Consider the following 18725-nt stretch of genomic DNA (forward strand, 5'->3'; position numbering starts at 1 on the left):
CTGCCGATCCGGCGCCTCTAGGCTCGAGTCGAGGGGCCGGTGGACGGTTCCCGCCACGGTTGGAGGCACAGCGTGTCGGACTTGGATCTCGGCGAACCACTCACCCCGCCCGGTGACGGACTCGAACTCCGGGCGCCGGAACCTGTCCCCCCGGTACCGGAGGAGCGCGCGGTCGGGATGGTCCCCGTGCCTCCGGAGAAGCAGCAGGAACTCCGAGACAAGGCGCAGCAGTTCGCCGACGCGCTCGCCGCAGAACAGCCCGGGAGCCCGTCGTTCAGTCAGAAAGTGGACGACATCGTCCGCATGGGCCAACGTGACATCGAGCGGTCGTCGCAGACGTCGAGCCGGTTGCTCGACCGGCCTTCGACCTCGCTTGCGGCGACGCGCGGGTCGGGCTCCGCTGGCGCGCCGCAGGCCGTCGTCGCAAAGACGCTGCAGGACCTCCGGGAGACGGTCACCGATCTGGATCCCGGCAAAGCCGACGTCACCGGCGCGCGCAAGGTGCTCGGGATGATTCCCGGCGCTTCGCGAATCGCGCGGTACTTCCACCGGTTCGAGACCTCGCAACAGCAGCTCGACGCCATCATCGAAGCGCTTGTCTCAGGCCAGGATTCGCTGCGGAAGGACAACGCGGCGATCGAACAGGAGCGCACCGAGCTCTGGGCGACGATGGGGCGACTCGCCGAGTACGAGACGCTGGCGCGAGCGCTCGATGCGGCCGTCGAGGCGAAGGCAGCGGCGCTGCGGCAGGCCGACCCGAAGGCGGCCGACGCGCTGACCGCCGACGCGCTGTTCCCGATCCGACAGCGCCGGCAAGACCTCATGACGCAGATCGCCGTGTCCGTGCAGGGGTATCTCGCGCTCGACCTCGTCCGGAAGAACAATCTCGAGCTCATCACCGGTGTCGATCGCGCGCGGACGACGACCGTTGCCGCCCTCCGCACCGCCGTCGTGGTCGCCGAGGCGCTCGGGCAACAGCGGCTTGTCCTGGAGCAGATCAGCGCGCTGAACGAGACCACCGATGCGATGATCGGCCGCACCAGCGAGTTGCTGCGTCAGCAGACCGCCGGCGTCCACGAGCAGGCCGCTTCATCGGGTGTCAGCGTCGCGACCCTGCAGAAGGCGTTCGATGACGTGCTCGCGACAATTGATGCGGTCGACAGCTATCGAGCGCAGGCCGTCGGCGCGATGGCCGAGACGGTGAACGCGCTCGAGACGCAGATCGGCCGCGCACAGCAAGCGCTCGAACGGTCGCACCGCGAATCCGAGCAGCGCAGCATCGGCAGCTGATCCCGCCGTGCGACCAGTCCCTTGGATGCTCGTCGAGCGCGGGTGCTAGTCGAGGTCGAGACTGGAGGCGCGGAATCGGTCCTCGAGGAAGCGACCGTTCACGAGCAGCGACCCGGCATCCTGCTCGACCGCGGCGTCGTGCATTCTGGTGGCCGCGGCCTCCAGCTCGGCGAGCTGACGGGTGAGCGCCTCGGCGGCAGTCGACCCGTCCGCCAGCCGGTGGGTCTGCGCCCAGTCTGACGGGAGGGCTGCGAACGAGCGGAGGGTGTCCGGGAGGTACGCGGTGGCCGTCCGACGCACGACGATCTCGGGTTCGCCCCCGACGACCCGCGGAACCGTGTCGGTGAGCAGCGCGACGATTCGCCGTACCTGATCCGCCGCTGATGCGGGGAGGCGGGTCGCGGCTGCCGCTTCAAGCGCGGCGAGGCCGCCTGACAGATCCGTGTCGCGGACGGTGAAGGGGTCCGCGGTACGGATGCCGAGCCTCCCGAGCGATGTCGCGACGGCGGCGCTGTCACCGGCGGTCTCGGCTGCGATCGCTGCGACCTCGCCGGCGAACGCGGCGAGCCATGCCCCGAGCGGCGGCTGCCGACGAGCGATGATCACCCCTCCGGACACCCGAGCTGCTTCGGCCACCAGCCGACCGTTGTCGTCGCGAAGGATCAGGGTCTCTTCGACGCCGGCGAGCCGAATCGATCGCACGACACCCTCGCGGCCCGCCATCCGATCGCCGAGCGAGCGCTTGCGCTCGACCGACAGCACCGTTTCGACCACGGAGGCTGGGAGCGCGCGGCGGGCAGCGGCGGCGAGGCCGTCGAGCAGCGACTGCGGGTCCGCATTCGCATCGAGCGGTGCCGGGACGGCCTCGCTCATCGATCCGTCAGCGGCAGGACGAGTCCTGGAGTGGCGATGACGTGGTCGTCGCGCAGCGAGCGGACGGCGGTGCCGATCGCGAAGAACTCCGTCGTGTGGCCGCCCCAGCGGTGCGGGAGGCTCAGCAGCTGCACGCCGACGATGCCTTCGGCCGCCAGGTACTCGGCCTCCGTCTGCATGCGCCCCATGGCGAGCTCGCGCGCGTCGTAGAGGGCCTCGGTGTACTGCGGGATTTCGGTGTTCGCGCCGATCGTCGACAGCGACGACATCATGCCGCGATGGGCGATGTGATAGACGCAGGTGCCCATGACGAGGCCGAGCGGTGCGTAGCCGGCCTGGATCAGCGTCCAGAAGTCCTGGCCTGACAGGTCTGAGGTGAAGGGCAGGCTCTTCGCGTTCCGCCACGTGCCCGAGGGCGGTGCCGCGTCGGCGACGACGGCGGTGCCGACTGCGATGAACTCGGCGAGGTCGTTGCCGTATTCCTTGAACTCGATCTCGAGGCGGACGCCGACCACGCCGTCAGCGCCGAGTCGGTCCGCCTCTGCTTCCATCCGCGTCATTGCGAGCTCGCGTGCGTGGTACATCGCCTGACTGAGCTTGTCGAGCTCCATGTTCCGGCTCCAGCGACCGGCCTGGATCCCGACGTGGTAGACGCTCGAACCGAGGACCAGGCCGACCGGGCGGAAGCCGGCCTGCCGGACCAGGAGGAACTCGTTCACCGAGAGATCGGAGGTGAACAGGCGTCTGCGGCTGTCGTCGAGGCGCGCCTGCGCATCGACCGGAAGGGGGACTGCCGTCAGGTCCGGACCGGATGACTGGTCCATGGGGTTCCTCTCGTGAATGGGTCAGCGGTACCGCTGCGCCGAGCGCACGCCCGGGTCGGTCAGGGGCAGGATGCCGAGCACATCGCGCTGTGCCCGGGCGGTCGACGAATGGTTGCGGAACGCGTGCATCGGTCCGGGCGCGATGGCCGTGCCGACGAACAGTGCTTCGGCGTGCAAATCGACCTCGTCGCCGCACGGCGTCTCGAACTCGCCGACGGAGGAGTCCGTCACGACGAGATCGGTTGCGCCGAGCGGCGCGGCACGGGCGGTCAGCTGGGCGCGGGCGTCATCGCGCGCTGCCTCGAGCAGCTCGGTCAGCCCGTTCACCTCGGTGTTGTCGGTCCAGACGGACCGCTGTTGCTTGAGCAGGCCGTCTTCGTGCTTGGTCGACACCGAGAGGCCGAGTGCCATGCCGCGGGGCACGTAGCCGGACTGGACAAGGGCGGTGACATGCTCGGCACTGAAGCCGGCCGTCCAGACGCCACCTCTACCGCTTGGTGTGATCGAGGTGTCCAGACTTCGCACCGCCGTGCCGACGGCAGTGAACTCCCACGTCGCGTTCTCGAGAAGCGTTCGGCGGATGCTGACCCCGACGACGCCGTCCGCCCCGAGTGCTGCTGCTTCGGCGGCCATGCGGTCATGGGCACCGTGCCATGCGTGGGCGAAGGCGTGGACGTACGATCCGAAGCCGGCGTTCCGGCCCCCTCTGCCACCGGTCGTCAGCACGGGGGTGGTCCAGTACCCACCAGCGTTGCCGGGCCAGCCCCCGACTGCGGGTCCGCGGCCGAACGGGTTCGCGCCGAATGCGCCACCCTGACCGATCGGCCCACCGCCGCCGAAGATTCCGCCGAGCGACCCGGCGGCGGCTGTGCCGTCCCCGAACGGGAATGACGCGACGCCGCCAGGCCGAAAGTTCGCGTTCCAGATGCCGCACCCGCCACCGGACCAGCTCAACTGCATCACGAGGCTGCCGAAGACCTCGCCGACCGGCTGGAGTGCAACGGACCTGATCGCGGCCGCGCCGGGAGCCGAGAGCAACGAGCCGGCGACACCACTTGCGCGCTGTCGCGCGATACGGGCGTGCGCTGCGGGCGGAAGCCCGCCTTCCCATGACGCCATGCACACCCCCGAACCGGTGCTGCCGCCCGGGTCTCGGTCGGCTGGTCCAGCATTGCACACGGAGGTCGCGTGCAGCAGGGCGATTTCCCGGGGTTGTGGGGCCTATCTGCGAGTGCGTCCAGTCGTGTGGATAGCGTCGGTTCGTGGTCACTTCGATGCTGCTGATCGCGGACACCCACGTGCCGAAACGTGCCCGCGACCTTCCGGCGGCGCTCTGGCGGGATATCGAGCGCGCCGACATCGTCGTGCACGCGGGGGACTGGGTCGACCTCGACCTCGTCGACGCGGTGCGCGTACGGGCGCGGCGACTCGTGGGCGTCCGGGGGAACAATGACGGCCCCTCATTCGACGGCGTGCTGCCCACCGAGGCGCGGTTCGAGGTCGAGGGTGTTCGGGTTGCAGTCGTCCATGAGACCGGCGCCGCGGCAGGCAGAGATCGCCGCATGATCGCCGCGTTCCCCGATGTCGACGTGCTCGTCTTCGGGCACTCGCATATTCCGTGGGACTCGGTCGCGGTGGATGTAGACGGTCGTCGGTTGCGCCTCCTGAATCCCGGATCACCGACCGACCGCCGTCGCCAGCCGACCTGCACGTGGATGCGCGTCCAGGTCGATCCCCGGCTTGGGGGTGCTGACGGCCTGCGCGTCGAGCTCGTCCGGAGGGACGAAGCGCGCCGAGAAGTGCACAGTCGGCATCAGCTGCGCAACGGAGTCTGAGCCCTCGCGGGATGATTGTTCCGGACCGGCCGTCGGCCGCCGTCCATCCCGATCGTTCTGAGGAGCGTCTTGCGCACCGTCAACGCGTACGCGGCACCGTCCGCGACCGAACCACTTGTCCCCGTCACCATCCAGCGCCGCGATGTCGGCCCGAAGGACGTCCAGATCGAGATCGCCTATGCGGGGATCTGCCACTCGGACATCCACACCGTCCGCGGCGAATGGGGCCCGATCACCTATCCGCAGGTCGTCGGGCATGAGATCGTCGGCACCGTGAGTGCCGTCGGCGACGACGTCACCAAGCACAAGGTCGGCGACCTTGTCGGTGTCGGCTGCATGGTGAACTCGTGCCGTGAGTGCGAGAACTGCCGCGCCGGGTACGAGCAGTACTGCCTGAAGGGCAACGTGCAGACCTACACGGGAATCGACCCCGCGGACGGGACCATCACCCAAGGCGGGTATTCGCAGGCGATCGTCGTCGACGAGGACTTCGTGCTCCGCGTTCCGGAATCGCTCGACGTCGCCAAGGTCGCACCGCTGCTGTGCGCCGGCATCACCACCTACTCGCCCCTCCGGCACTGGGGTGCGGGCCCGGGCAAGCGCGTCGCCGTCGTGGGGATGGGCGGCCTCGGTCATATGGCGGTGAAGATCGCGCACGCCATGGGCGCAGACGTGACCGTGCTCTCGCAGACCCTTTCCAAGAAGGAGGACGGGCTTCGCCTTGGCGCGGACCACTACTTCGCAACCAACGATCCGGAAACGTTCGAGGACCTGGGCAACTACTTCGATCTCATCGTCAACACGGTGTCGGCCCCGCTCGACATGCAGGCGTACCTTCGGCTGCTGCGACGTGATGGCACCCTGGTGAACGTTGGCGCTCCGCCAGAGGCGCTGCCGATCCAGGTGTTCACCCTCTTCAACAACCGTCGCTCGTTCGCGGGGTCATCGATCGGCGGCATCGGCGAGACGCAGGAGATGCTCGACTTCTGTGCAGAGCACGGGATCGTCCCGGAGACCGAGCTCATCACCGCCGACGAGATCAACAGCGCGTACGAGCGCGTGCTGCGCTCCGATGTCCGCTACCGGTTCGTGATCGACGCGTCGACCTTCGCATAGCGGCACTCCCCGAGCGGCCTCGGCGCGCGATTCACGCGTGGCGCTGAGGTCGTTCGGGGTACAGCGCGTGTCCGCATTCCGCCTGACCCCCTTATCTGGGGACAGACCGTTCCTTGTCCTCTTTTCTGCCGACAAGTAACGTGAATGTCGGCCAAAGGGGGGACCGCGACGGTGCCTCCCGACATCGCCTTGCAGCACTCCGCCTGCGCGAGCTCGGAAGGACCGATCATGACGCTCTTGAACGACCGTCACCGTGCACCGGCACTGGACTCGATCGACACGGCAGTTCTCCAGGCGATGCTCGCCGCCGACACAAGCGAATCGCAGCGCATCGCCGCCGCGGCGCGTGCGCTCGTTCCCGATCCCATCGAGGTTGCTGGCTACACCGTGGCCGGCGCCTCCGTTGCGCTCGGCGACGCCGGCGGCGACGTCTTCGACTGGTCCACGGACGGCCGAACGATCACGGTCTCGGTGGCAGACGTCATGGGCAAGGGCCTGCCGGCTGCGGTGCTCGCGGCGAACCTTCGTGGAGCGCTTCGTGCCCGGTCCGGCGCCGAACCGGCCGCTGCCGTCATGGCACTCGAGCAGCAGATCGAACGCGACCTCGTGGGCGCGGAGTCCTTCGCGACCCTCTTCCACGGTCTCCTCGACGCGGAGGCCGGAGTCCTCGACTACGTCGACGCCGGCCACGGCATCGCGATGCACATCGCGCAGTCCGGCGCGATCACCATTCTTCGTTCCCGCGAACTCCCGGTCGGCCTGTTCCCCGGCGCGGTGCGTTCCTCGCGCCGGATCGCGATCGAGCCGGGAGACGCGCTGGTCGTGGCCTCAGACGGCCTTCTGGAACTCCACGACGGTTCTCTCGCAACATTGGAGCTTGTCGCCGCCCGGTACCGCGATGCACCCGACATCGCGGCATTCGTCGAAACCGTCGTGCAGGCGGCGCGCAGCTCCGACCCGGGCGACGACGTCACCGTCCTCGTCCTCGCTCGCCGCTGAGCTCGGCGCGCTTCCGCACGGGAGGCGCGGTGCCCGTCGTGCCCGCACCGCGCCACCCCGGGATCGCCGACCGGACCCGAAACGGCCGGCGGTCCCGCAGCGCCCTGAGGACATCGCGCCGTAAAGTGCGTGCGAATGCCGACGCGTCACCTGCGCGCAGGCCACAATCGAACGCAGGGACACGAACGAGAGGCCGGACGGGCATGCCAGAGAGCGACGCTGGACCGGTCGACTTCCAGACGACGACGATCGTGCTGGCGGCCAACGAGCCGGATCTTCTGGAAACACTCCGCATGGGTGCCCTCCGCGCGGGCGTCGCCGAGGATCGACTCATCGTGCAGCCTGCGATCGCGCCACTCGACCCTCCGGACGGCGCTGCGCCGGGCCTCGCGGTGGTCGCCGTGCGCCGAGGCGAGCACGACTCGCCATTTCAACGTGGTGTGCGCATTGCGGAGCGGCTCGCTCCCGGGCTGGACCCGCACGCCCTACAGGTGGTGTTCTCGATCCCGGTGTACGCCCGGCTGGCGCCGAAGCTCGAGCGACTCCTCACCGTCGAGATGCTGCACCAGCTCGACATCGTCGGTGCCGTCGGCGGCGTGATCACGCCCTGGCGATCGATCCGCCTTCGCGTTGGGTACGCCGGACTGCGCGCCGCCGGTGTCCGCGTGTTCCGCCTCAAGCTGCGCCCGTAACCATCGCCCGTAACGATCGGGTGAGTGCGCGCGTCGTGGGTTCGTGCTCCTATCGCTGGGCGTCAGCCGAGCAAGGTATCTTGATGTCGAGATATTGCGAAGCGCGAGTAGCGTGAGCACCACCGACGCTCGACCAAGGGAGTAGCCGCCAGCATGGCCAAGATCATCTACACGCTCACCGACGAGGCGCCGCTTCTCGCGACCTATTCGTTCCTTCCGATCATCGAGGCCTTCGCGCGCACGGCCGGCGTCGAGGTCGAAACCCGTGACATCTCCCTCGCCGGGCGCATCATCGCGCAGTTCCCGGAGCGGCTCAGCGCAGAGCAGCACCTCGACGACGCGCTCGCCGAGCTCGGCGAACTCGCCACCACGCCCGAAGCGAACATCATTAAGCTTCCGAACATCTCGGCCTCCATCCCGCAGTTGAAGGCGGCCATCAAAGAGCTGCAGACCCAGGGCTACGACCTCCCGGACTATCCCGACGAGCCCGCCGACGACGCTGAGCGCGACATCCGTGAGCGCTACGACCGGGTGAAGGGCAGCGCGGTCAACCCGGTGCTGCGCGAAGGCAACTCCGACCGTCGCGCACCGCTGTCCGTGAAGAACTACGCGCGCAAGCACCCGCACCGCATGGGCGCCTGGTCGTCGGATTCGAAGACGAACGTCGTCACCATGGGCGTCGACGACTTCCGCTCGAACGAGAAGAGCGTGGTCATGCAGCACGCCGATTCACTCACCATCGAGTTCGTGCCAGACGACGGCGAGCCGCAGATTCTGCGCGCCGACCTCCCCGTGCTCGAGGGGGAGGTGATCGACGCGACAGTGCTCCGGGTCGCTCCGCTCCGCGAGTTCCTCGCCGTGCAGCTGCAGCGCGCCAAGGACGAAGGCATCCTGTTCTCCGTTCACCTCAAGGCGACGATGATGAAGGTCTCCGACCCGATCATCTTCGGCCAGGTCATCCGCGTCTTCTTCCGTGATGTCTTCGAGCAGTACGGCGCAGACCTCGCTGCCGCCGGTCTCACCCCGAACGACGGACTCGGATCGATCCTCGCCGGCCTCGACGCCCTGCCCAACGGTGCGGCGATCAAGTCGGCGATCGATCAGGCGATCGCCGACGGTCCCGAGCTCGCGATGGTCGACTCCGACCGGGGGATCACGAACCTGCACGTGCCGAGCGACGTCATCGTCGACGCCTCCATGCCCGCCATGATCCGAACGTCCGGACACATGTGGGGCCCGGACGGCGCGGAGCACGACACTCTCGCGGTCATTCCGGACTCCAGCTACGCGGGGATCTACCAGGCCGTGATCGACGACTGCCGTGCCAATGGCGCGTTCGATCCGGCGACGATGGGCTCCGTCCCGAACGTTGGGCTCATGGCGCAGAAGGCCGAAGAGTACGGCTCGCACGACAAGACCTTCCAGATTCCGGCGACCGGCCGAGTCCGCGTCGTGAACGGCGCTGGCGAGACCGTGCTCGAGCACGCAGTGAGCGCCGGTGACATCTGGCGCGCGTGCCAGACCAAGGACGTTGCGATCCGCGACTGGGTGAAGCTCGCCGTCACCCGTGCCCGCGCGACCGGTGCGCCGGCCGTGTTCTGGCTCGACCCGACCCGCTCGCACGACGCCGCGCTCATCGACATCGTCACGGATGCCCTCGCCGAGCTCGACACCGACGGCCTGCAGATCGAGATCCTCTCCCCGGTCGAGGCGATGCAGTTCTCGCTCGAGCGCATCCGCCGCGGCGAGGACACCATCTCAGTCACCGGCAACGTGCTGCGCGACTACCTCACCGACCTCTTCCCGATCATGGAGCTCGGCACGTCGGCCAAGATGCTGTCCGTCGTGCCCCTCCTTGGCGGCGGCGGACTCTTCGAAACGGGCGCCGGGGGCTCTGCGCCGAAGCACGTCCAGCAGCTCGTTCAGGAGAACTACCTGCGCTGGGACAGCCTCGGCGAGTTCCTGGCACTCGCGGTGAGCTTCGAGCATCTCGCCGCAGTCACCGGAAACGCCCGCGCGCAGGTTCTCGCTGACACGCTCGACCGCGCCACCGGAACCTTCCTTGACGAGAACAAGTCCCCGGGCCGGAAGCTCGGCACGATCGACAACCGCGGCAGCCACTTCTACCTCGCCAAGTACTGGGCACACGAACTCGCCACGCAGCAGGACGATCCCGAGCTCGCGGCCGCGTTCGGTGCGTTCGCAGAGCGTCTCGACGAGAACGAGGAGACGATCGTCGAACAGCTGCTCGCGGTGCAAGGCGAGCCGGCCGACATCGGCGGGTACTACCGCCCCGACGAGACCAAGACCGAAACGGTCATGCGGCCCTCGTCGGCGCTCAACGAAGCGCTCGCGACGCTCTGATCCGATCGGGTGCGGTCGGCCAATCCGGCCGGCCGCGCCCGACGGGTCCGGCTGTCGGCGCCGTCCTCGGCCGTCGCTGCCCTCGGTCGTCGCCCTTGGCCATGGCCGACGGACGCCGTGCGAACCGCTCGTCAGGTGCTGAGCTCGCACCGCGCAAAGCGGCTCAGCGTGATCCGCTGCCCGTCGTCGTTCGGCCGGGTGCGATCACCGCGAGCACGAGGAGCGTTCCGAGCATGGCGACGCCGGTGAGGGCTGCGCCGAGCCCCACCAGTTCCCAGTAGGCGGCCGCAACCGCTTGCGGCAGGGTGATCGCCGCCGGCCACCAACTGGCCAGACCGGGGATCGTCGCCGGGATCGGGTTCATTGCCAGCCAGACGATCCCGCCGGCGAGGAGCGCCATCCCCGCTCCCACCGCTGCGCCGCGTCTGCCGCGTGTGGCGCGGACCGCGCCCGCTGTCGCGATCGCGAGCAGCCCGAGCAGGCCCAGAACGAACGCGCCGACAACCACCGGCTCGGGCACGAACGCGAACCAGTCAATGACCGCCGTCGGGAGCAGCAGCCACAGCGCGCGCGACGACCAACGCGGAGCGAAGCGGTCCGGGTGCAGCATGCGGGGAACGCTAGCCGAGCGGGCGCGGCGAACCCTGAGTGCGGATCACGGTCACTCAGGACGACGGGGTCTTACGCGGAACTGCGATCGGGATTAGTGTGCACACACCATCCGTGCATCACGATCCGGGAGGGACCGCAATGACCCTCGAGTTCTCCGCGCAGCACGACGTCCGGCCGGACGCCTCCCCCACCCCTGACCAGACCACGCGCCGCGGCGTCCGTGGCTGGCTCGATCGATACGCAGCTCGTCGACGAGCAGCACGGATCCGACGCCTCGAGTCGCAACTTGCCGATCTCCGAGCCGTCGAAGCGCTGCTCGACGAGGCGCGGAACGTCATCGACCGCGGATGGATCCAGCACGCCTGGTTCGCCTATGTCGACGAGCGAGGTCGGACCCGAAAGGCCTCGAGCGCCGGCGCGATGGACGTGGTCGGTCGACCGCTCGTCGGCGCGTGCCTCGTTGGCGCCGTGGTCGCCGCCGCTGGCGGGCCCTCGAGCGTCCACACCCAACCCGTGCAGCGCGCGCTCGACCTGGTCTGGCACGCGCTCGCAGTCGAAGAGGGGCTGCCCGTGGTCTGGTGCCCAGCACCGGATGTCCGCATGGGCCGAGTCCGCGACCTGACGAGCTGGAACGACGCCGCGAATCGGACAGCGGCGGACGTGAGCAGTCTGCTGCTCACCGCCGAGCGCGTGGCCGTCCGTGAAGGAGAGCGCCTGAGCAGTCGCGCCGCAGCGAAACTCGGCGCCTAGCTCGACGTACCAGCTCGACGGGCGGTCGACACGACCGGGCCGGCTGTCGTGGCGGCGACGAGGCGCTCCGCGGTGCTCTGCACGAGCGCGACGACCTCGCGCTCGAGCACTGCGGGGGCCACCGACGGGCGCTTCGTCTCCGGGCCGGCGAGCGTGCGCAACGCCGTCATGCACATGCCGAGGAGCATCGACGCGGCGGCAGGAGTCGCTCCGTCCGGCCCCCAGGCGGGGTCTCGTTCGAGGATGGTTCGCACCGCTGCGGTGAGGGTCTCGGCGACCGCACCCATGTGGCTCATCTGCCGACGCATGAGCTGCGGAAAGCGATGCAGGATCTCTTTGCGGGCGGCGCGCAGTTCTGCATCCGCGAAGGTCTCGCCGAACACGCCGAAGATCAGACCGACAACGGCTTCGACGGTCGGTCGGTCGCCTACGGCGCGAAGCTGTTCGTCGATCCGTTCCTGCGTCAGGTCGGTCTCGCCGATTCCGAGGACGGCGTCCTCTTTGGTCGCGAAGTAGTTGAAGAACGTGCGCGGCGAGATGTCGGCCTGTTGCGCGATCTGCTCGACGGTGGTGTGCTCGATCCCGGCCTCGAGCGCGAGCGTCCGCGCCGCGTCGGCAATGCGGCTTCGCGTCTGCGCGCGCTTGCGATCGCGAAGGCCGAGTTCGGACATGGCCGTAGCGTACCCGCGCTTTTCCACATGTTCAGCAAACGCAAACTTGCAGTCGTGCAAATTCCGCTACGGTTGGCCGCATGACGACACCGGTTCTGGAGGCTCGAAGCCTCACCAAGACCTATGGGCGCGGGGATGCCCGGTTCGACGCCCTCAAAGGGGTGTCGATCGCCGTGCAGGCGGGCGAGAGCCTGGCGATCGTCGGCAAGAGCGGCTCCGGGAAATCCACGCTCATGCACTTGCTCGCGCTCCTGGACCGGCCGACCAGCGGAACCATTCTCCTGGAGGGTGAGGACGCCTCCCGGCTGTCGGCGAAGCAGGTGAACCGGACACGAAACCGCACGTTCGGGTTCGTGTTCCAGCAGTTCTTCCTGACGCCGAATACGAGCGTGCTCGACAACGTGATCCTTCCGCTCGAGATCGCCGGCGTCGGCAGCGCCGCCCGGCGTCGCCGGGGCATGGAGGCGCTGGACGCGCTCGGGCTGGCCGACAAAGCCAAGAACGACGCGAATGCGCTCTCCGGTGGCCAGAAGCAGCGGGTCGTCATTGCGCGAGCGCTCGTCAACGACCCATCGGTGATCTTCGCGGATGAGCCGACCGGCAACCTCGATTCCTCGACGGGCGAACTCGTCGAGGACATGCTGTTCCGTCTGCAGCAGGAGCGGGGGATCACGCTTGTGGTCGTCACGCACGACGCTGACCTCGCAGGGCGCTGCGATCGCAACATCAATGTTCGTGACGGCCTCGTCGTCCCGAGCGGGAGGCACGAAGCAGCATGAGATTCCTGGACCTGCTCCGCACATCGGTCAAGAACACGTTCCGCTCGAAGTTGCGGACCACTCTGACGGTGATCGCGATCTTCATCGGCGCGTTCACGATCACACTGACCTCAGCGATCGGAACGGGGGTGGGCAACTACATCAACACCCAGGTTGCGTCGATCGGCACGTCGAACACGCTGACGGTGACGAAGACTGTGCAATCGACCACGACTGGCTCGGGCCCGGCGAAGTTCGACCCGAGCTCGTCGGGGCAATCCGTGGATCGCGGACCCGCCTCGTTCCAGTACCTGAGCACCAGCGACATCGCGACCATCCGCCGGCTGGCGCATGTCACCGCGGTGCAGCCTGCAGTCGCGCTGTCGCCGAAGTGGCTCGAGTACGGCTCGCATGGCAAATACGTCGTGTCCATCAGCGCGAATGCCGGTGAGCTCAAGGCAGACCTTGCGGCCGGCAGCCAGCTCGACAACAGCGCGAGCGAACACCAGATCATCCTGCCGACGAACTATCTCAGCAACCTCGGCCTCGGTACTCCGGCCAATGCCATCGGCAAGACCGTCACGATCGCGGTGAACGACTATCTCGGCACCGAGCACGACATCACGGCGACCGTCGTCGGCGTCCAGAATCAGTCGCTCTTCGGGGGCGGTGGCCGCGCGAACACCGCCCTCACGGACGCGATGCGCCAGGCGCAAGAGTCCGGCAAGCCCGCTGCCGTCACCACCGGATACGCGTCGGCCACCGCGACCGTGGCGAGCAGCGCCGACCTCGGTGCCGTCAAGTCCGCGCTGAGCAAGGCCGGATTCACCGGCCAGACGATCAAGGATCAGCTCGGCACGTTCCAGACCGTCATCAACGGCATCGTCGGGGTCCTCAACGCATTCGCGGTCATCGCGCTGATCGCCGCCGGCTTCGGCATCATCAACACCCTGCTGATGAGCGTCCAGGAGCGGACCCGCGAGATCGGTCTGATGAAGGCCATGGGGATGGGCGGTGGCAAGGTCTACGCGCTCTTCAGTCTCGAAGCGGTGTTCATCGGGTTCCTCGGGAGCGCGATCGGCGCTGGCGTGGCGATCCTGCTCGGAACGGGGATCTCGAACGTGCTCGGCCGAACCGTTCTGAAGGACCTTCCCGGCTTGCACATCCTGCAGTTCGCGCCCTCATCGGTGATCACGATCATTCTGGTCGTGATGCTCATCGCCTTCCTCGCCGGAACCCTCCCGGCGCGACGCGCCGCGCGACAGAACCCGATCGACGCGCTCCGCTACGAGTGATCGGATGTATCCGGCCCCGCGCTCGGAGTGATCGAACGGATCGCGCTCGAGCGCGCTCCGCTGGCTAGCGTGGGGCTGTGGCAACGACGTTCGGACACGATCTCGGCGACGGCTGGTCGATCACCCTTCGTGATCTGACCACGGTCGAACCGATCTTCGCGCTGATCGAGGCCAACCTCGACCGGCTCCGTGCGGCGGAGCCCTGGGCCTGGACTGAGCACGAGGTCACCGACGTCGTCCTCCACACCGAGCATCTGCTCGCGAAATACGGGGCAAACCAGGCGCTCCCCTGCGTGATCCGCAAGACAGGCGAGGTTGTCGGTGTCGCGACACTCTCGATCGACCCGTATCTCGGATCCTGCTCGCTCGGGTACTGGATCGATGCTGCGCAGGAGGGCCGTGGTGGCGTCCGGCGCGCGTGCACCGCGCTCCTCGGCGTGGCTCGGGCACGCGGGCTCGCACGCGCCGAGATCCGTGCGGCAGCACGCAACCAGCGCTCTCGCGCACTCGCGGAGCGGCTGGGATTCACGCTCGAGGGGCTGCTGCGCTCCGCGATGCCGCTCGGGCCGAACCGCGTCGACGTCGCCGTCTACGGCCTCCTCCTCGGCGACTGACAAGCCCCGTCTCGCGGGTCCGGCGACCGCTATCGTCGGAGCATGGCGGTGTTCGGCAAGCGCGGGCGGACGGGGCAGGCTCCCGGCCACTCGGACCGCGCCGTCGACCCGGACGAACTGCAGCGATCAATCGACGAGGGCTTCCTCATCGCTCGAGCCGCGCTCGTCGTCGCGGTCGCGAATGTGGTGATTCGAAACGCGCTCGAGCGCGGCGTCGCATTCGAATCGGACGAGGTCGCCGACGCTGTCCGGATCGAGCTGGAACGCCTCGCCGACGAACAGCGGGCCGAGTCCGACCGCATCGGTGAGCTGATCCCCACGGCCGAGCGGCAGCGGGGACGATCACGACACCAACATGACTATCGCCGCGGCGATTCGGTGGCGCTCCGCACCCGCCAGGCAAGCTATCGCGCGCTTGCTGACCGACTGCATGCCTGCACCACCGACAGCGCGTTCATCGACGCGGTCATCGTCGACGCGCGCGACCGCGCCTGGGGCGACATCGGCGCAGCGGTGGTCGACCGGCTCGGATGGGCGCAGGCGCCAGCGCCCGACTATGCGGTTGGCCGTGATGACCGGCTCCGGCAGCTCATCGACGAGGATCTCGCGGCGCTCGCGCGCTGGCGCGACGCGACCGACTGAGCGCGCGACGCATGGCGCGCGGACCGGTCAGAGTGCTCGGTGCGGGCGTCCGTGTCCACCCTGCGCATCGCCAGGCCCGAGCCGCATTGTCTGACGGGTCACCCGTCCAGACGGGCTAGTGTGCTCTTCGTGCCGGTCAGCGTCTTCGATCTGTTCACCGTTGGTATTGGTCCTTCGAGTTCCCATACCGTCGGTCCGATGCGCGCGGCGCTTGCGTTCGTCGAACAGCTGGTCAGTCGTCGTCCGACCACCATCAGCGTCGACCTGTACGGATCGCTCGCCAGTACCGGTAGCGGGCATGGAACGCTCGGCGCGGTTGCCGCCGGCCTGATGGGCGCGCGACCAGAGACGGTCGATCCCGATGCGATGGCTGCGGATCTCGCGACGCTCGAGCGGACCGGCGAGCTCCACCTGGCGCGCGGCTGGTGTATCCCGTTCCGCGTCGGCGACATCGTCCAGCACCCGCTGACGATGCTTCCGCGGCATCCGAACGGCATGCGCCTTCGGGCATATGACGGGGCGGCGTTGATCGCTGACGAGACGTATTACTCGATCGGCGGTGGTTTCATCGCGCGCGACGGCGAACAGGCGATCCCGGTCCAGGACGCCGCGACCGTGCCGTACCCGTTCTCGTCTGGGGCGGAACTCGTCAGCGCGGCGCACAACGCCGGCGGAAGCATCAGCGCCGTCGCACTTGCCAACGAATGCGCGTTCCGCTCCGAGCGGGAAGTCCGCGACGGACTGCTCTCGATCGCCGCCGTGATGCGCGCGTGCGTCGAGCGCGGCATCCGGCAGGGCGGTGAGCTCCCGGGCGGACTGCGCGTCCGACGGCGCGCCGCCGCCTGGTTCGAGCAGCTCGCACACGACGACCCCGATCGCGATCCGAAGCTGGCGATGGAGTGGGTGAACCTCACCGCCATGGCGGTCAACGAGGAGAACGCGGCGGGCGGCAGAGTGGTGACTGCTCCGACCAATGGCGCCGCGGGCATCATCCCCGCCGTGCTCGCCTATGCGATGCAGTACGTCTCGCGGGTCCTCGACCGCGATGACGCCACAGTGCGATTCCTGCTCACCGCGGGCGCTATCGGGTCGATCTACAAGGAGCGGGCCTCCATCTCCGGCGCCGAGGTGGGGTGTCAGGGCGAGGTCGGGTCCGCGAGTTCCATGGCTGCGGGCGGCCTCGCCGAGGTCCTCGGCGGCACGCCGGAGCAGGTGGAGAACGCGGCAGAGATCGCGATGGAGCACAATCTCGGACTCACCTGCGACCCGGTGGGCGGCCTCGTTCAGATCCCATGCATCGAACGGAACGCGATCGCCGCGAACACCGCGATCAACGCCGCGCGGATGGCGTTGCGCGGCGACGGAACGCATCACGTGTCCCTTGACCAGGTCGTCGAGACCATGCGCCAGACCGGCGCCGACATGTCGAGCAAGTACAAAGAGACCGCGATGGGCGGTCTCGCCGTCAACGTCCCGCTGTGCTGACACCGCGCACGTCGGTGGCGTGCGAGATGATCGCGGCGTGTACGTCGTTCTGAGCCGATCGGGCCGCGACGTGCGTGCGCAGTCCGTCGATGACGGTGGGCGCGTCATCGGGGAGCCGCAGGTCATTCCGGCCACGCGCCTCCCCGAGTGGGTCGACGCGCAGGAGGCGCAGCGCTCGTCGACGCTCCGGTGGACCTGGTCGGACACGCGGGACTGGTACCCGAGCCTCCTCGGGGCGGGCCTCCGAGTGCGCCGCGCGCACGACCTTCGGCTCTCGCATCGAATTCTCGTCGGCGCGCAGTCGCGCCCCTCCCGCGGCGCGAGCGCGGCACCTGCACAGGAAGGCCCCCCGCTCCGCAGCGACGCGTCCTGGACTGCGCCGGAGCCGGTGGGCGGTCCGCCGCCGCCGGCCGATGCGGCGACGCTCTTCGACGACGCCGCATTGCTCGCCGTGACGACCGAGCCCGACGTGGGCGTGCCATGGCCCGCGACGGCTGACGGCTCGGTCCCGTTCGACCCGGTCGAAGCGCTCCAGGCGCAGCTCCGCGTCATCGACGCACTCCCGGGCGCGGCCGGCCTCCGACTGCTCGTCGCGGCCGAGTCCGCGGGCGCGCTCGCGGCAGCAGAGATGCGTGCAGCAGGCCTGCCGTGGCGCGCGGACATTCACGCCGCGCTCCTCGAGGCGGTGCTCGGCCCTCGCCCGAGTATGGGCGCTCGTCCCGTGGAGCTCGAGCGCCTTGCGGGCGTGCTGCGACACCATCTCGATGACCGGGCCCTCAACCCCGATTCGCCGACGGAGGTTCTCCGGGCGCTCCGCCGTGCCGGGCTGAGCGTCTCCTCGACGAGCAAGTGGGAACTGCAACGCGTCGAGCATCCCGTGATCGAACCGCTCCTCGAGTACAAGCGACGCGCACGGCTGTACGCCGCGAACGGCTGGGTGTGGCTCGACACCTGGGTGCGCGACGGGCGATTCCGTCCCGAATACGTGGTCGGCGGCGTCGTCTCCGGCCGGTGGGCAGGGTCCGGGGGCGGGGCGCTCCAGCTGCCGAAGCAGATCCGGAGCGCCGTCGTCGCGGATCCGGGTTGGAGGCTCGTGGTCGCCGATGCCGCGCAGCTCGAGCCGCGTGTGCTCGCCGCACTCTCCCGCGACCACCGGATGGCCGACGCGGGCAGAGGGCGAGACCTGTATGACGGGATCGTCGCGACCGGTGCGGTCGAGGACCGATCGCAGGCGAAGAGCGCCATGCTCGGCGCCATGTACGGCGCGACGCAGGGCCGGGGCGGGCAGCTCGTGCCCAGACTCGCCCGCGCGTTCCCCCTCGCGATCGCGTACGTCGAGCGCGCCGCCCGTGCCGGTGAGCGGGGCGAGTCCGTGACCTCGTTGCTCGGCAGAGCCTCGCCGCAGCCCTCCGCCGCGGAGATCGAGGCGGAGCGAGCCGCGTTCGCGGCGGATGCCGTTCCTGGAGCGGAGCGCGCCGCCCGCGCCCGGGCGCGCAGCCGAGGCCGGTTCACGCGGAACTTCGTCGTGCAGGCGACCGCCGCGGAGTGGGCGCTGGCGTGGATGGCAGGCGTGCGGACCCGGCTCCGCGAACGGTTCCCGGGGCCGCTCGAGCACAGCCCGCACCTCGCCTACTTCTTGCACGACGAACTCGTCGTGCACGCTCCTGCCGCATCAGCCGATGCGGTCGCAGATATCGTTCGCGAGTCCGCGGCGGAGGCGGGCCGCATCCTGTTCGGCACCTTCCCGATCACGTTCCCGCTGTCGGTCGCCGTCGTGGACGACTACTCCGCCGCGAAGGACGCTCCACCGTCGGCGGGGCGCGGAATCACGGACACCACGGCCGCGTCCGGCCCGAGCACGTCGATCGCGCGTCGCTGAGCGTCGTCCGCATCAGACCCGCCCAC

Annotated in this window: 18 protein-coding genes; 13 read left to right on the forward strand and 5 right to left on the reverse strand. The window is 69.0% G+C overall.

The window, feature by feature from the left end:
* Positions 1-72 precede the first annotated feature (72 nt).
* The gene (locus CAM01S_RS05580) at positions 73-1290 is read left to right on the forward strand and encodes a toxic anion resistance protein (RefSeq protein ID WP_066517470.1); all 1218 of its coding nucleotides are present in this window, start codon (positions 73-75) and stop codon (positions 1288-1290) included.
* 45 nt (positions 1291-1335) lie between these two features.
* On the opposite strand, the gene CAM01S_RS05585 is transcribed toward CAM01S_RS05580, so the two are convergent.
* The 3 genes from CAM01S_RS05585 to CAM01S_RS05595 are packed head-to-tail and all read right to left on the reverse strand — an operon-like array spanning position 1336 to position 4106.
* Positions 1336-2163, reverse strand: coding sequence for a hypothetical protein (locus tag CAM01S_RS05585; RefSeq protein WP_066517471.1), 828 nt, complete (start codon positions 2161-2163; stop codon positions 1336-1338).
* The gene (locus CAM01S_RS05590; protein ID WP_066517473.1) at positions 2160-2987 is read right to left on the reverse strand and encodes a heavy metal-binding domain-containing protein; all 828 of its coding nucleotides are present in this window, start codon (positions 2985-2987) and stop codon (positions 2160-2162) included. The genes CAM01S_RS05585 and CAM01S_RS05590 overlap by 4 nt, the downstream gene beginning before the upstream one ends.
* A gap of 21 nt (positions 2988-3008) precedes the next feature.
* Positions 3009-4106 carry a heavy metal-binding domain-containing protein gene (locus CAM01S_RS05595; RefSeq protein WP_066517475.1) on the reverse strand — a complete coding sequence of 366 codons (1098 nt, stop codon included), beginning with the start codon at positions 4104-4106 and terminating at the stop codon, positions 3009-3011.
* A 143-nt stretch (positions 4107-4249) separates the two neighbouring features.
* Here CAM01S_RS05595 and CAM01S_RS05600 point away from each other — a divergent pair, with 143 nt between their 5' ends.
* From CAM01S_RS05600 to CAM01S_RS05620, 5 genes are all read left to right on the forward strand, one after another.
* On the forward strand, positions 4250-4822 hold the full coding sequence (locus tag CAM01S_RS05600) for a metallophosphoesterase family protein (protein WP_066517476.1): 573 nt from the start codon (positions 4250-4252) through the stop codon (positions 4820-4822).
* A 69-nt stretch (positions 4823-4891) separates the two neighbouring features.
* Entirely contained in the window at positions 4892-5938 is a 1047-nt protein-coding gene (locus tag CAM01S_RS05605; protein ID WP_066517478.1) for an NAD(P)-dependent alcohol dehydrogenase, read from the forward strand.
* A gap of 228 nt (positions 5939-6166) precedes the next feature.
* The gene (locus tag CAM01S_RS05610) at positions 6167-6937 is read left to right on the forward strand and encodes a PP2C family protein-serine/threonine phosphatase (protein WP_169795844.1); all 771 of its coding nucleotides are present in this window, start codon (positions 6167-6169) and stop codon (positions 6935-6937) included.
* 203 nt (positions 6938-7140) lie between these two features.
* Positions 7141-7629, forward strand: a complete 489-nt coding sequence (locus CAM01S_RS05615) for a hypothetical protein (RefSeq protein ID WP_066517481.1) — start codon at positions 7141-7143, stop codon at positions 7627-7629.
* Between the two features lie 153 nt (positions 7630-7782).
* Positions 7783-9993: an NADP-dependent isocitrate dehydrogenase gene (locus tag CAM01S_RS05620; RefSeq protein WP_066517482.1), complete on the forward strand. Its 2211-nt coding sequence runs from the start codon at positions 7783-7785 to the stop codon at positions 9991-9993.
* A gap of 163 nt (positions 9994-10156) precedes the next feature.
* Here the strand turns inward: CAM01S_RS05620 and CAM01S_RS05625 are convergent, their stop codons facing one another.
* The gene (locus CAM01S_RS05625; protein ID WP_066517483.1) at positions 10157-10603 is read right to left on the reverse strand and encodes a hypothetical protein; all 447 of its coding nucleotides are present in this window, start codon (positions 10601-10603) and stop codon (positions 10157-10159) included.
* 140 nt (positions 10604-10743) lie between these two features.
* On the opposite strand from CAM01S_RS05625, the gene CAM01S_RS05630 reads away from it, so the two are divergent.
* Entirely contained in the window at positions 10744-11355 is a 612-nt protein-coding gene (locus CAM01S_RS05630; RefSeq protein WP_066517485.1) for a DUF6197 family protein, read from the forward strand.
* Here CAM01S_RS05630 and CAM01S_RS05635 read toward each other — a convergent pair.
* Complete coding sequence (locus tag CAM01S_RS05635; RefSeq protein ID WP_066517487.1) at positions 11352-12026, reverse strand: TetR/AcrR family transcriptional regulator; 675 nt, start codon at positions 12024-12026, stop codon at positions 11352-11354. The genes CAM01S_RS05630 and CAM01S_RS05635 overlap by 4 nt on opposite strands.
* 80 nt (positions 12027-12106) lie before the next feature.
* Between CAM01S_RS05635 and CAM01S_RS05640 the strand changes: the two genes are divergently transcribed.
* The 6 genes from CAM01S_RS05640 (at position 12107) to CAM01S_RS05665 (ending at position 18699) form a co-directional block, all read left to right on the forward strand.
* A complete protein-coding gene (locus tag CAM01S_RS05640; RefSeq protein WP_066517489.1) occupies positions 12107-12805 on the forward strand; it encodes an ABC transporter ATP-binding protein in 699 nt (232 codons plus the stop codon).
* Positions 12802-14079, forward strand: coding sequence for an ABC transporter permease (locus tag CAM01S_RS05645; RefSeq protein WP_066517491.1), 1278 nt, complete (start codon positions 12802-12804; stop codon positions 14077-14079). The genes CAM01S_RS05640 and CAM01S_RS05645 overlap by 4 nt, the downstream gene beginning before the upstream one ends.
* 77 nt (positions 14080-14156) lie before the next feature.
* The gene (locus CAM01S_RS05650; RefSeq protein ID WP_066517497.1) at positions 14157-14693 is read left to right on the forward strand and encodes a GNAT family N-acetyltransferase; all 537 of its coding nucleotides are present in this window, start codon (positions 14157-14159) and stop codon (positions 14691-14693) included.
* Positions 14694-14735: 42 nt separating this feature from the next.
* Entirely contained in the window at positions 14736-15335 is a 600-nt protein-coding gene (locus CAM01S_RS05655) for a hypothetical protein (RefSeq protein ID WP_066517499.1), read from the forward strand.
* Between the two features lie 129 nt (positions 15336-15464).
* The gene (locus tag CAM01S_RS05660; protein ID WP_066518635.1) at positions 15465-16820 is read left to right on the forward strand and encodes an L-serine ammonia-lyase; all 1356 of its coding nucleotides are present in this window, start codon (positions 15465-15467) and stop codon (positions 16818-16820) included.
* Positions 16821-16857: 37 nt separating this feature from the next.
* The gene (locus CAM01S_RS05665) at positions 16858-18699 is read left to right on the forward strand and encodes a bifunctional 3'-5' exonuclease/DNA polymerase (protein ID WP_083527787.1); all 1842 of its coding nucleotides are present in this window, start codon (positions 16858-16860) and stop codon (positions 18697-18699) included.
* Positions 18700-18725: the final 26 nt, after the last annotated feature.

The organism is Curtobacterium ammoniigenes NBRC 101786, assembly GCF_001571045.1.
Lineage (GTDB): Bacteria > Actinomycetota > Actinomycetes > Actinomycetales > Microbacteriaceae > Curtobacterium > Curtobacterium ammoniigenes.